Here is a 13,743-nt window from a genome sequence, read left to right on the forward strand (position 1 = left end):
CATTCATAGTTCCTGTCTTATGCGGCGAAAATTGGTGGCAAAATACCGTAAGGAGGCATTCCATGGACTTTTTTATCCCTTCAGCCAAATCTGTGCATAAAGGGGGCGGCAAAGGAAAGGGAAACCTGAAATGGTGGCAGCTGTCGTTAATTGGAATCGGGTGTACAATAGGCACCGGGTTTTTCCTGGGATCTGCCATAGGGATAAAAACGACCGGTCCATCACTTGTATTTTCTTTTTTATTGGCGGCATATGGGACATACACGGTCTACAATTTATTGGCGAAAATGACAGCGGAGGATCCCCAGGACGGTTCGTTCTGCTATTATGCCGGCAAGGCTTATGGACAATGGGCGAGCTTCAGCTGCGGATGGAATTATTGGTCCTCAAATATCCTAATTATGGGCAGCCAATTGACCGCTTTGTCCATCTTGTCGAGATTTTGGTTTCCAAATATTCCACTATGGCTTTTTGCCGCCGGGTACGCTGTTTTATCGATTTTCGTTGTCATTACCGGCAACAAGGGTTTCGATAAGGTGGAAAATTTGCTTGCCGTTATCAAGACCTCGGCCATCCTCATGTTCATCATTTTGGCGCTCCTTGCATTCACAGGCGTTCTTCAAGGAAATGTAAAGCATCCCGGGATACCGGATTCAATGGGCGGATTTTTCCCGAATGGGCTTACCGGCTTTTGGTCATCGCTAATATACGCTTACTATGCATATGGCGGAATCGAGGTAATCGGATTAATGGCGACAAGGCTTAAAAGGAGGGAAGATGCGCCGAAAGCGGGAATCATCATGCTGATCGTCCTGGTTTCGATTTACTTTCTCGCTATTGGCTTCGCCGTCGTCATGGCAAACTATTTCGAATTCAGCGACAAAGAGAGTCCGTTTGTCACGGCGATGGAACATTACCACCTATCCTTTTTTCCCCATGTATTCAACGCGGCCATCATCATGGCAGGATTTTCGACTATGACAGCTTCCTTGTTCGGTGTCACAACGCTGCTTGTTACTTTATCGAAAAGCAAGGACGCGCCCGCAATTTTTGCGAAAAAGATTAAATGGAAACAGGTACCCCTGCCATCGCTCGGATTGGCCGCGATTGGTTTACTGGCTTCAATCATTACGGCGTTGCTTCTTCCTGGCAAGATTTACGAATATATCACAACGGCAGCTGGGATTCTAATCTTGTTCAATTGGGGATTTATTATCCTTTCGGGCCTCCGTATCCTTGAAACAGGAAAAGGGGCAAAAGTGCTTGCGTTTTCGGGACTGCTGCTACTGCTTGCCGCGGCAAGCGGGACGCTCGCGGAAAGTGAGATTCGTTATGGTTTTTTTGTGAGCATCGGATTTGTCGTGATTATTGGCATAGTAACGCTCATAATGCACTACAAGGTATGGAAGAAGCAAAAACCGGCATAGGATGGAAATAAGGCTCCTTTTTGGGGGCTTTTTCTTTTGCCCAATTTTTGCAGGAAGGTGTGAATCGAACCAGAATGGGTAGATTATATGTACAGAAGCCATCATGTCATTATGAGCGGGGAGGAAATCAATTGACTATAGACACCAGGTTCCCATTTTACGATCATGTCCTTGGACTGTTAACCCCTTTTTTGCCGATGATTGTCAATGATATGTCCAGCCAGATTATTGATTGGGATGTTGACGAACCTGAGGACGATGAGGTTTACGCTGATACCGTTTATGAAACGGAAATGGACGGGGAGTTTGCTGATGAAGGGGATATCGATTACCTGAATATCGCAATTTCGTTTGAAAGAGGATTTTTCCCTGATTCACAAGTTGAGGATGCTTTCGACGAATCGCAAGAATGTGACTATGAAGTGATCATAAAGCCCTTTTTTACGATAAAGCCATACATCCTGTTCGGGCTCCACAATAACAAAACGAAGCAATTTTTTGCTGAAGTAACCGAATTTAATGATTTTCATCCAATCGAAATCCTTGAGCGTTTTGCCCTATTAATCCACGCCTTGTTCAAGGATGAATCGCTCTATAATAAAATTTTTATCATGACCAGCATGGCCCATTTGTCCATAAGGGAACTGATTGCGTTTGACGAACCTACTTATATCAAGGGGAAAAGCGGGGATATCCAATACGTTTCAAGCCCTTACTTTGAACTCGATAATCCCTCAATCCATGAATTCCTAATCAAACAAAAGCACTACAATTAAAGAGGGAGCTGCAATGCAGCTCCCTTGCTGTATTTTATTTAAGCCATTCGGTATGGAAAATGCCTTCTTTATCAATCCTTTGGTACGTATGGGCGCCAAAATAGTCACGCTGTGCCTGAAGGAGGTTGGCTGGGAGCGTTTCGCTTCTGTAGCTGTCGTAATAAGCGATGGCCGCAGAGAAACAAGGGACAGGAATTCCGTTTTGGACAGATGTTCCGACGATTTCCCTAAGCGCATCCTGGTATCCTTCGGCAATTTCCTTGAAATACGGATCGAGCAGCAGGTTTTTCAAGCCGGGCTCACGGTCGTATGCTTCCTTGATTTTTTGCAAAAATTGAGCTCGGATGATGCAGCCGCCGCGGAATATCATTGCGATGTCACCGTAGCGCAAATCCCACTCGTATTCTTCGGATGCCGCCCTCAATTGCGCGAATCCTTGGGCGTACGAACAGATTTTGCTCATATACAGAGCTTTACGGACCGACTCGATGAATGACTTCCGGTCTCCAGTGAAGGCTTTGCCGGAGGGGCCGCGAAGGATTTTACTTGCTTCGACGCGTTCAGCCTTCATGGCTGAAATAAAGCGGGCGAACACAGATTCGGTAATGATCGGAAGGGGGACGCCAAGGTCAAGCGCGCTTTGGCTTGTCCATTTTCCGGTACCTTTTTGACCGGCGGTATCAAGAATGATATCAACGAGCGGCCTGCCAGTTTCTTCATCGGTTTTTTTGAAAATATCAGCTGTGATTTCAATAAGATAGCTGTCGAGCTCGCCTTTGTTCCATTCAGCGAATACTTCGTGCAGTTCCTGGGCTGTTAATCCCAAAACATTCTTCAAAAGGAAGTAGGCTTCCGAGATGAGCTGCATGTCGCCATATTCAATCCCATTATGGACCATTTTAACATAATGGCCCGCGCCGTCCGGCCCAATATAGGTTGTGCAGGGTTCACCATTCACCTTGGCGGAAATATCCTTGAAGATCGGGGCGACAAGGTCATACGCTTCCTTTTGGCCGCCAGGCATGATGGATGGGCCTTTCAAAGCGCCTTCCTCGCCTCCTGAAACTCCGGTGCCGATAAAGTGGAGGCCTGCTTCGCTTAACTCTTTGTTGCGGCGCTGGGTATCCGCAAAGAAGGTGTTTCCGCCGTCGATGAGGATGTCGCCTTTATCGAGGAGTGGTTTCAATTGGTCAATGGTCGCGTCCGTTGGTTTGCCGGCTTTGACCATCAGCATGATTTTGCGCGGTTTTTCAAGTGAATCAACAAATTCTTCGAGGGAATAGGCAGGGAAGATGTTTTTGCCTTCGGATTCCGTCGCCATTTCGTCGGTTCTTTCCGGTGAGCGGTTGTAAACCGCGACACTGTAGCCTTTGCTTTCCATGTTCCAGGCAAGGTTCTTGCCCATGACTGCAAGCCCGATGACGCCGATATGATGTTTTGGCATAATTGAGTTTCGTCCTTTCCTGCTATATTTTAGGGAATATATAACGTAGTATATCAAAAGTTAACCCGGGTTACCCGTCAAACGGTTTTAAGGCCATGATTAGGGAGTTTGCAATGGTCTATACATACTTATTTTCAAAAAATTGGGGTTTAAAGTTGGCGGGGTTTTCCTTATTGTTATATAATTAGAATAGAACAAATGTTCTGTTCCAAGGGGGAGGACGAATTGCCAAGGAAGAAGGGGATTACAGATGAAATCATTATCAATATGTATAAAAATGGTATATCTTATAAAGAAATGAGTGAGATAAGCGGGCTTTCAGCTAGATCGATTCTTAATGTCATTACTAAAAACGGCATAAAGGCAACAAGAACCGGCCCGCCGAGGAAACATAAAGTTAACGAGGAGTTTTTTGATCAATGGAGCCATGAAATGGCCTGGGTGTTGGTGCTGATTGTTACGGATGGGAATATTTGCCCGACTAACCAATCCTTTTCAGTGAGCCAAAAGGATTCACAACTCTTGGATAAAATAGCAAACTTAATGAAATTCACTGGCGAAGCGAAAAAACGCTCACGAGCAGATTTATATACATTGACAGTTTGCTCAAAGGCTTTAAAGGACAACTTATGTAAACTTGGAGTAACAAAAAGGAAATCGTTAACAGTTACTTTTCCTAAATGTCCACAAGAATTTTTGCCTTCCTTTGTTCGAGGTGTCATTGATGGGGATGGATATGTGGATGATGGATACACGGTTACAGTAACTAGCGGCAGTTTTTGTTTCGCGCAGGGTTTATTGTCCGTATACCAACGGTGGACTCTGAGATCAAAAATACGTACAGAAAAAACTAAGAGCTTAAATTCAATTTACAGAGTCGTTGTATCTGGCAGAGAAAGTGTGAAGAAACTAGCGGATATTATATATAGGGACGCTGGATTAAATTGCGTTTTGAAGAAAAAAGAAAAAATGTTGCAAATCATGGATAAAGTTAGTCTAGCCAAATCAAACCGGGTTAAGTTCAGGACGACTGTCAGTTCAAATATTCTTGCAAAACTTGGAGAAATCGCAAAACAAAACAATACATATATAAATTATTTACTTGAAAGCGGAATGAACATTTTAATGGATGCAAAAGAGCTTAATCTTAAAAAGAATAAACGGACTGACCGTGTTCAATATAAATCCACTTTTGACCGTGAACTGCTGGATCGGGCAAAAGTTTTTGCCCAAACATATGGAATCCATGTGAGTGATGTAATTGAGTATGCCGCAGAGTTTGTTGATGTTAATGTAGCGGTCAGGGAAGGGAGAAGTCATAGGATTCAATCATAGGGATTGGATTCTATTATTTTTATTTTTTCAGTTAACATAATATATATTCTAGGAAGTTAAATATAAAAAGCTGAAATACATCTCAATACCAAAATAAACTCTTGATAGTGAGACGGAATAAAAATTTTGTTTCATTCTAGTTATTCGCAGGAATGTTTTAGAATTATTATCCGTTTTAGAATTATTATCCTGGGATCCTAGCAGTGTAGAAAATAATATAATGCTCTCTAAACCGCAACTTTTGTAAGATGGCTTTAGAGAAGATTTTATGTTCATTTTGACAATTTCCGTGTAGAATTTTGAACCTTGATTACATCTATCTTTGCTGTTTTACTTGTATCTTTACATCAAATTTCAAATTGATTCCCTTTAAATTACAACATTACAACCTTAATTAAATTCATTCTATTTAGCTATTTAGCATATTTATTTAACCAGGAATTTAATTTTTTCATACTTGGGAGGTAAATCATGAGTTCAGTCATTTCAAAGTTAAGCGGGATTTTCTTAGGTATTGGCTCGGCCATTATGGTTTATAAGGCTTATTTCTTCCCGGATCTTTTGAAGCTTGAGCAAGTTGACAGTTTCCTGGCCACTGTAAATAATGTTTCGATCCTCCTTCTTTTCGGTATACTTTTTTTGTTTCTTGGATTTATTGGAGTGTATGGCCGAATTGCATCAAAAGCAGGCGTTTGGGGACTAATCGGATTTACCTTTTTGTTTACTTATATCCTTCTATATGAAATGACTACTTACACCCTGCTTTCCTCGGTGGCACCAGTTGTTTTTGATGGGGTTGCAAGCCAGGGAGAATTTACAAAGGCTGATACATTCATGGCCAGCGTATTTGACCATTCTGTTTTTCGGTTTTTCATCTTTTTCATCCCATTGGCTTTTTTTGGAGCTCTCGGTTTTGCAATTGGCACGTTAAAATCAAAAGTTTTTCCAAAATGGCTCGCATATCTGATGTTATTGGCAATGATCACCCCGTTGCTGGGTTTCATCCCAGTGAAGTTCCTCCAAGCATTTTTTAACAGTGGGATATTCTATATAAGCCTGCTTTGCTATGGAATCGTTGCTGCCTTTCAAAAAGATGAAGCGAAAGACCGGAATTTTATATAATGGAAACCAAAAAACGGGGCTGTCCATAAAGAAACATTTTGGAACCACCTTTTGCAATTATTTCTCCATTTCTTTTTACCTTTAAAAAACAGCGAAATCCTCTTCTATAATGGATTTCGCTGTTTTTTTAAAATGTCTTTAATCGCCATTCAGCTCCCCCGCTTCTTCAAGCGCGATGACGGACAGAACGAACATCGCGTGCGACCATGTAAGCGGCATTACCCAAGCGGGCTCGCCGGTTTCTTTGTGGATCTGTTCAGGCAGAAGGCCAAGTTGGTTGGCGTTGTTTACGGCCCAATTCAAATAGGAGCGCGCTTTTTCAAATTTGCCGATTTTAATGTCAAACAAAGCCATCCACAGGGTGGTGAGAATCCATGGGTTTCCTCCGATATATACGTCCCCTGGAAAACGTTCGAGTCCGCCTGTTACCGGAGAAGTCAAAAGGTGTTCAATCGTTTCCGCCGTTTTTACCATCCGATCCGATTTTTCATCGATCATATTGAATGGGACATTCAGGCCGAGCAGGCATATGTCGATAACAGGATCCTCCATCAGCCTGAACGTCTTGTATCCTTTCCGGTCCTCTTCCACAATCGTTTCCTTGCCAGCGAGCGACGCCTCTGTATAGGTTTTCTCATCAACCGTAAGTTTCAGGGCCCTAAGATAGGAGCCGGTTTCCTCATTCCAGCAGCGTTCTTCAACTGTTTTTTTCATTCGCTCCGCCGTTCTCTCCCATTTTTCAGCCAAATCTTCGCGATTCAGTTTTCTGGCAAGCTTTGCCGAGCCAACCAAACCGCCATACACTGCCGCAGCCGAATAAAGATGTTCCCCTTCCCTCTTTTCCCAGAGGTCGTTGGTGGGAAGGGGCAAATGGGTTTCCAGGTCAATGAACATAGTCAGGTAATTGGCGCCCTTTTCCACAGATGGCCAGATTGTATTCAGGAAATTAACATCCTTGGTAATTTCATAATGCCTATGGATTCCCCAGAGAATTGAGCCGCCCTCATCAATTTGGATTCCCCAGGTCGGGGCGAGCATGCCATTCGTGTAAAATCGGTGCTCCCAGGCCCCGTCGTCCCTCTGGGTGGCCATGGTGGAATAATAGAATTTGGATACAAGGCCATGGTATCCGGCAAGGTCCGCGGCAGTGGCGATATAGGCGGCGTCCCTGCCCCAGCAATACGCATATCCCCCGGAAAAATCATAATCCTCATCCACCTCTGGCCCAGCGATGAACGCACCAGTCTCTTCATCATTTAGCAGCTTGAACGTAAGCAGCGATCTTTTGTATACCTGCCTCGTCTTTTCGTCTTCTATATGGATTTCTCGTGCCTGAAGAAGGTACTCTTCCCAAAAAAGCGCGGTCCTGTCATGAAGTTCATCGGGCCCAGCTTCTTTTGCTTCTGCAAGGCAGGCAACAGCTCCACCAAGATTGGAGCCTGCTGTAATGTATATGGTCAGCCGCCTCTCTTCGCCACCAGCCATATTCCCGAGATCCCAAGACAGGGCTCCGTCCGTTTTGTTCGTTATTACTTTGCCGCTCAGTTTGTTCAAGCGGGCCGCTTCGATCGCCGCGCCGCTCTGAAATTGTGTCGCCTCCATGCTGCTTCCGACCGCAAAAGCATATTGGCGGAAATAATGGACCAGGCAGTCGTCCACCGGGTTGAACATCACCGTGCTGTACCTTTTCCTGTCATCTACAGTGAAGTCGGAATACGCGATAAATGACACCTTTTTATCCGAACTTGAGAGATTTTTAATTTGATAATCCCGTACGAAAATATCCTTTCCGGGAACAACGAAATCCGTTTGCGTGATTTCAACTTTCAAGTCGAAGTTTCGGGCTGTGGTAACGAGGATATTTGTATCGCCGTCGTATGCCTGCAGATGTTCCCAGCCAGCTTCATGGATAAACGACGTCCCGCCTTCCCCTCCATCGCCTGTATGGATGCCGGTATAGAACTGGTTCGCGTGCTGCGGAAAGTCGATATTTGGCCAGAACAGGCGCTGGAGCTGTCCATCTTGCGTTAGCGTTACAAGCATTTTTGAGTTGCCGATAATCGCGTCCGTCAAGTAAGGTTTTTTCCTCATACAGTTGTCACTCCCAAAAAACAAGTCCTTTACCCTATCTTAACGGGCAGCAAGAACCCACCTAAAGATTAGGGGATCAATCCTATTATCTATGGTGGACCAACTGCCCGTAAAAGTCCAATTGGTTTACCTAACCATCTGTAAAAAACAACACCTGATGGAAGGTCATTTTACCCTTTTACTGATCCCGATGTCAGCCCGGACACAATCCTTCTTTGGAAAATTAGGACCAGAATGACAATCGGAATTGTTACAATAACCGTTGCGGCGGTAATGTCTCCCCAAGGAACGGTGTAATCACTTTGGTAAAGCGAAATTCCAACGGGCACCGTCCGGGATGACTCCTTCGAGTTGATTGTCAGCGCGAACAGATACTCATTCCACGCAGTTATAAAAACGAGAATCGCCGTTGTGAAAACCCCTGGCGCCGCGAGCGGAAAGATAATCTTCCTGAAGGTTTGAAAAGGAGTCGCGCCATCCATTTTCGCGGATTCCTCCAAGTCAAAAGGGATTTTTTGAAAAAATGTTGATAGCAGCCAAATCGCGAGCGGAAGGCTGAACGTGATGTAAGGGATCACAAGCCCCAAGTACGTATTCCTTAAATGGAAGTCTGTCGCGAAATTATAGATCGGCGACATAATCGCAATGTGCGGGAACATTGAAGAAGCCAGGACGATTCCCAAAATCAGTTTTTTAAAGCGGATTGGAAGCCTTGTCAGCGCATAGGCGGCGAAGGAAGCGAAAGCGATCGCTATCAACGTTGTCATAGCCGATACGATGAAGCTGTTTTTCATATAGGTTAATAACGGCCTCGTCGTTAAGGCCGATTTATACGATTCAAGCGTAGGCTGCTTTGAAAACCAGGCAAACGATGAGAAAATCTCGCCGGGAGGCTTGATTGACGTCAAAAATACCCACAAGAATGGGAACATTACAAGAAACACAAATATAACGAGAAACACATAAAAAGGGATTCCTGCACGTCTATTCATCTTCCATCCTCCTATCCCTTTACTTTTCCTTCAAAAAGGTCGGATCCAATGAAGCGAATATAAATCATGCTAATCAATGCCACAGCCAGGAAAACGATGACCGATAATACAGATCCGGCTCCGAAGTTTTGCTGGGAGAATAAAGTTTTATACGCATATACCGTAATCGATTCTGTTGAGTTTGCAGGCCCGCCTCCGGTCAGTACATAAATCAGGTCGAACACCCTGAAAGCATCGAGCGTACGGAACAGGAGCGCCACAAGGATTGACGATTTTAAGAGCGGCAGCGTAATTTTGAAAAACTGATGGTATTTGTTTGCTCCATCTACTTGGGCAGCCTCATACAGGGAAGAAGGAATGGTCTGGAGGCCGGCTAGAAGAAGCAATGACATGTAAGGAGTCGTTTTCCAAACATCGGTGAATATGATCGAGAACATTGCACCGACTGGTGTCGTCAGCAAATTCCCGGCACTTTCAACAAGATGCATTTTCTCAAAATAGTGGGCGATGATACCCGATTGGCCGTCATACAGATACTTCCACATCATCGCGGAAACAGCAGTAGGTATGGCCCATGGAATTAACACCGCGGCGCGGACAATGCCCCTGCCCAAGAACACCCTGTTCAGAAGGAGCGCGATCATAAGGCCAATGACCAACTCGATAAACACGGAAATGACTGTAAAGATTGTCGTGTTCGCAATGGATTGCCACATCCGCTGGTCCTGGAAATAATTCATATAGTTTTTAAAGCCGATAAAATTTGATTGTAGGATGGCTCCTTTCGTTTCCTTAAGCTGTTCTTTTAAATCAGCCGCAATCGCCTCTTCTTCTGGGCCAAATTCAAGCCTGTCCAATTTATTATCGGCTTTTTCCAGAACGGCTGAATAATCAGCCGCCACTTTTGATTCCAGTTTTGAATATTTGAGTTTTGCGTCGGTGACTGGCTTAAAGGAAGCGATAATATCGTTTACCTTGTTATACTTTTCTTCCAACCCCGGTTCGGCCATCAGCTTTTTATGGCTGGCTTCAATATCCGCCTTAATGCCCGCGAGCGTTTCCTTCACCTTTGGGTCTTTTCCGCTTTCTTCAAGGCTCCCAAGTGAATTGGACAAATAATAATAGTTGTTTGTATATCGTTCCAGGTCGATGTTGTCCGTCAGCATTTTCTGTGATCTGGCGGGGTCGTTGAGCCTGTAATCGAACAGGCTGTTCCAAAATGATTGGGTGATTGGCCAAATCACAACCGCGAGAATCAAAATCAGCGAAGGAAGAACCATCAAATAGCCAAGCTGCTTTTCGCTAAGGCTTCTGTTTCGGCCGGAGCCTTTTGCCATTATGAACACCCTCTCTTACAAATGGGTTTTGAACGCGTTTGCCGCCCAATTTTCGGGGTTTTAATAAAAGAGGCGGGTGCGATAACACCCACCTTCCTTTGTTCCTTTGCATTAATACCCAAAACCGGCGGATTACGGTTATTTCAAAGCCTCTTCCATCTTTTGCTGCATGTTTTTAATGGCTTCTTCAGGGGTGATTTTCTTGGTCAGCGCCTTTGATACCTCTATCTGGATGATGTCGGATACCTTTTGGTAATTTGGCGTTACGGGACGCGGCACCGCGCTGTGAAGCACATTGACGAATTCTTCTTTACCGAATAGCGGTGCAGCTTCCTTAACCTTGTCGTCTTCATACAATGCCTTTAGAGTCGGAGCCCTTCCTCCTTCGGTAGCGGAAATAAGCTGTCCCTCTTTGCCTGTCATCCATTTAACGAACTCCCAAGCCGCTTCCGGCTCATCCGTATACCGATTGATCATAGTCATATATCCTCCGAGCGTCGAAGCGGAACCCTTATCTCCGGCAGGCAGCACAGAATAGCCAACTTTATCGAGGACCTTCGAACGCTCTTTATCCGCGCCGGATTTAGACATGTACGGCCAGTTCCGGGCAAGGACTGTCTGCCCTTCGATAAACGCTGTTTCAGTTTCGGGTTCGGTGAATGTCAGGATATTATTTGGCGTAATGCCGGTATTGACGACTTCGACCATTTTCGTCAAACCCTTGATTGATTCTGGGCTGTCAATGACAACCTTGTTGTTTTCGTCTATGACCTGTCCGCCATAGGAAGCAATGAACTCAATGGCATTAACGACGAGGCCTTCATATTGGTTCGCCTGAAGAACGAAGCCAAATTTCGTTCCTTCCTTCCCCTGGCCATCTTTTGCGGCCGCAATCAGCTCATCCCAAGTTTTTGGCGCCTCTTTTACAATATCAGTCCTGTAGTATAGAAGGCCGGCATCCATGTATTTTGGCATGGCCCATTGCTTCCCGCCGAATTTTCCGGCCTGGACGGTTGCCGGGAAATAGTCATCCAAATTGATGCCATCTTTTTCAATCAGCCTGTCCAATTCCAGGGCGTAGTTCGCCTGGGCGAATTCTGCCGGCCAGACGACATCCGCGTCGAAAACATCGATTTCATCACTTTTCGAACTGAAGGCCGTTACATATTGGTCGTGCTGCTGACCGCTGCTGTTTGGCATTTCCTGATATTCGACCTTGATATTTGGATGGGCATCCTCGAATGCCTGTATCAGCTTTTCGGTGCTTCCTGTCGTATCCGCGCCCCTCGCGTACGTAATCGTTACCACCTTTTCCTTTTCGCCTTCCCCTTTGTCATCCTTTTTTGAGTCCCCGCCAGTTTTGTCGGCTGAGGACTGGCACGCTGCAAGGCTTAATGCGAGCGCGGCGGAAGCCAGATATGGAAGGAACTTCGCCTTTTTTTGCATAAGAACGCCTCCTAATGAGATTTGAAACCGGTCACCAGTATATCTTTTGCCGGGTATCTCTATGTAGGTGCTGGAACCGATTCCAGGAAAATGTAATGCTAAATCGTATTTACCCTTGTTTCGTTTAAAAAAACCGGATGTTTCCCAATCGTATGAAGGTTTCCAAAAAACGACAGCGCAGGCACAACCGTCCCGCGCTGTTACGTAACCTTTTGTTCTCGGGCAGAAGTAAGGTACTGCCTTGGCGTCCCGTAGAAAAGCACTTTTTGGAACTCCGGATAAATAGAATCAAAATGAATGTAGATGGGGGCGTCCAGGAGCCATGGAAAGCTTTTGTAAAATACTTGATCACCATAGACAATCGCCGTCAATGCCAGCTCCATTTCCTTTTTAAAAATCAGAAACCGGACCTTTGAATGCTGCTCGTCAAATTCACCTCCGCTCACGTGGACACGCCCGGACATCGAATATTCCCCCATGCTTTGGATCCACTCGGTGAAAACCTCATCCTTAGCCGTATTGGCTGTGGAAAAGCTAAATTCTGGCCCAATCGTTAAAAAGAGCTTGCCGGTCACATCCGAATGGGATAGTGTATATTTTCTTCCATCCAATGGCCTGAAAGGTGTAACCGGCGCGATATAGGCAACCGCCAAATTTCCAGGATCGAATTTAGTCAAGGCAAGCAAACTCCTTTCCCTTATACGTACCTGGTTTATACTATGCGTCCGTTACAATTCCGTGACAGCTGCCTATGACTCCATGAATGGAGCAATAAAAAAACCCTTCTCTTATATAAAAAGAAAAGGGGTTTCCTGCTATTATTTTTTAATAACATACGTACCGGCTATAAAGTCATGAAGGGTACGTTTTTCTTTCGTAAAGAGAGCCATAAGGTAGCCGATTCCTAAAATAATGGTAGACAGGAATGTAGCGAAGTACCTGCCGATTGCCCGGCCATAACTGATTCGTCCGCCATCAGGTCCGATTACCTTTATGCCCATTGCCATCTTTCCGAGGGTTGCTTGATTGGAGGAGCCCTCCATTCCCGCTTTGTAGGCAATGCCGATAATAAAGGAAAGGAAGTTTGTAATTCCCTCGTTGTCGAATGCTACGAACACCATTCCCAGGAAGAAGCCCGCAACCCCTAAAATAACGGAATCAATGATTAGCGCGACAAGTCTTTCGCCAAAGTTTGCATAGCGGACATTGCCTTCCCTGTTGTTAGCAGCGTTATAAGAACCATAATTGTGTGAAGGGCTGGACTGGAAACCGCCTCCGTTCCCGCTGTTAAGACCATTTGTATCTCCTATGGCGTCAAAGCTGCCTGTAACAGGAGCTGTCTGGGCTGGTGTGGGCCCGTCAGCGAATTTATATCCGCAGATGTTGCAGAATTCATCGCCATTTTGCCTTTCAGTGCCGCAGTCCGGGCATACTTCCAAGGCTTTCTTTTCAAGGTATTCCCCGCATTTGCTGCAATAGCGGGCAGAATCATCATTTAACGTATTGCAATTTGGACAGTACAAGTAGGTGCCTCCTTAAACAAATTAAATAAATTGCTTATATTATTAATTAGTATAATAAATTGCCAGAAAGATTACTAGATAAATTGGCTAAGATTGTCATGTTTTGTCACCTTTGGCCTTGGCGATGGCTTTTCAATACGTTGGCAGGAAGCGCCGCTAATCCATATGAGTCCCGAATCGGACAGTTAAAACAAAAGGGCCGCCGATTTTGAACTATAACCCGAATAATGGACACTTTTAAAAAAGGTCC

11 protein-coding genes are annotated in these 13,743 nt (G+C 44.9%); 4 read left to right on the plus strand and 7 right to left on the minus strand.

Translation table 11 applies throughout. The features are described 5' to 3' along the window. Positions 1-62: 62 nt before the first annotated feature. Together DRW41_RS13670 and DRW41_RS13675 are read left to right on the plus strand one after the other, a co-directional pair. Positions 63-1,427, plus strand: a complete 1,365-nt coding sequence (locus DRW41_RS13670) for an amino acid permease (RefSeq protein WP_115452561.1) — start codon at positions 63-65, stop codon at positions 1,425-1,427. Positions 1,428-1,558: 131 nt separating this feature from the next. Then, positions 1,559-2,203 (plus strand): hypothetical protein, encoded by a 645-nt coding sequence (locus tag DRW41_RS13675; protein WP_115452562.1) that lies wholly within the window; start codon positions 1,559-1,561, stop codon positions 2,201-2,203. Between the two features lie 34 nt (positions 2,204-2,237). Here the strand turns inward: DRW41_RS13675 and gnd are convergent, their stop codons facing one another. Next, entirely contained in the window at positions 2,238-3,647 is a 1,410-nt protein-coding gene (gene gnd / locus DRW41_RS13680; protein ID WP_115452563.1) for an NADP-dependent phosphogluconate dehydrogenase, read from the minus strand. A 225-nt stretch (positions 3,648-3,872) separates the two neighbouring features. On the opposite strand from gnd, the gene DRW41_RS13685 reads away from it, so the two are divergent. Next, on the plus strand, positions 3,873-4,982 hold the full coding sequence (locus DRW41_RS13685; protein WP_181884549.1) for an LAGLIDADG family homing endonuclease: 1,110 nt from the start codon (positions 3,873-3,875) through the stop codon (positions 4,980-4,982). Positions 4,983-5,453: 471 nt separating this feature from the next. Beyond that, complete coding sequence (locus DRW41_RS13690; RefSeq protein ID WP_115452565.1) at positions 5,454-6,104, plus strand: hypothetical protein; 651 nt, start codon at positions 5,454-5,456, stop codon at positions 6,102-6,104. 138 nt (positions 6,105-6,242) lie between these two features. Here the strand turns inward: DRW41_RS13690 and DRW41_RS13695 are convergent, their stop codons facing one another. From DRW41_RS13695 to DRW41_RS13720, 6 genes are all read right to left on the minus strand, one after another. Beyond that, positions 6,243-8,195, minus strand: coding sequence for a glycoside hydrolase family 15 protein (locus tag DRW41_RS13695; protein ID WP_115452566.1), 1,953 nt, complete (start codon positions 8,193-8,195; stop codon positions 6,243-6,245). Between the two features lie 170 nt (positions 8,196-8,365). Then, positions 8,366-9,187, minus strand: a complete 822-nt coding sequence (locus DRW41_RS13700) for a carbohydrate ABC transporter permease (RefSeq protein ID WP_115452567.1) — start codon at positions 9,185-9,187, stop codon at positions 8,366-8,368. Between the two features lie 11 nt (positions 9,188-9,198). Continuing rightward, positions 9,199-10,524, minus strand: coding sequence for a carbohydrate ABC transporter permease (locus DRW41_RS13705; RefSeq protein ID WP_115452568.1), 1,326 nt, complete (start codon positions 10,522-10,524; stop codon positions 9,199-9,201). 138 nt (positions 10,525-10,662) lie between these two features. Next, positions 10,663-11,970, minus strand: a complete 1,308-nt coding sequence (locus DRW41_RS13710) for an ABC transporter substrate-binding protein (protein ID WP_115452569.1) — start codon at positions 11,968-11,970, stop codon at positions 10,663-10,665. A 200-nt stretch (positions 11,971-12,170) separates the two neighbouring features. Then, positions 12,171-12,647, minus strand: coding sequence for a staygreen family protein (locus DRW41_RS13715; protein WP_115452570.1), 477 nt, complete (start codon positions 12,645-12,647; stop codon positions 12,171-12,173). A 141-nt stretch (positions 12,648-12,788) separates the two neighbouring features. Continuing rightward, the gene (locus DRW41_RS13720; protein ID WP_115452571.1) at positions 12,789-13,493 is read right to left on the minus strand and encodes an RDD family protein; all 705 of its coding nucleotides are present in this window, start codon (positions 13,491-13,493) and stop codon (positions 12,789-12,791) included. Between the last annotated feature and the right edge of the window lie 250 nt (positions 13,494-13,743).

It is taken from the genome of Neobacillus piezotolerans (assembly GCF_003362805.1).
Lineage (GTDB): Bacteria > Bacillota > Bacilli > Bacillales > Cytobacillaceae > Bacillus_D > Bacillus_D piezotolerans.

Bases quoted from the DNA above. Each gene is read 5' to 3' on its own strand.
- gnd (WP_115452563.1), bottom strand. From the start codon at position 3,647: ATGCCAAAACATCATATCGGCGTCATCGGGCTTGCAGTCATGGGCAAG.
- DRW41_RS13705 (WP_115452568.1), bottom strand. From the start codon at position 10,524: ATGGCAAAAGGCTCCGGCCGAAACAGAAGCCTTAGCGAAAAGCAGCTT.
- DRW41_RS13695 (WP_115452566.1), bottom strand. From the start codon at position 8,195: ATGAGGAAAAAACCTTACTTGACGGACGCGATTATCGGCAACTCAAAA.
- DRW41_RS13690 (WP_115452565.1), top strand. From the start codon at position 5,454: ATGAGTTCAGTCATTTCAAAGTTAAGCGGGATTTTCTTAGGTATTGGC.
- DRW41_RS13670 (WP_115452561.1), top strand. From the start codon at position 63: ATGGACTTTTTTATCCCTTCAGCCAAATCTGTGCATAAAGGGGGCGGC.
- DRW41_RS13710 (WP_115452569.1), bottom strand. From the start codon at position 11,970: ATGCAAAAAAAGGCGAAGTTCCTTCCATATCTGGCTTCCGCCGCGCTC.
- DRW41_RS13700 (WP_115452567.1), bottom strand. From the start codon at position 9,187: ATGAATAGACGTGCAGGAATCCCTTTTTATGTGTTTCTCGTTATATTT.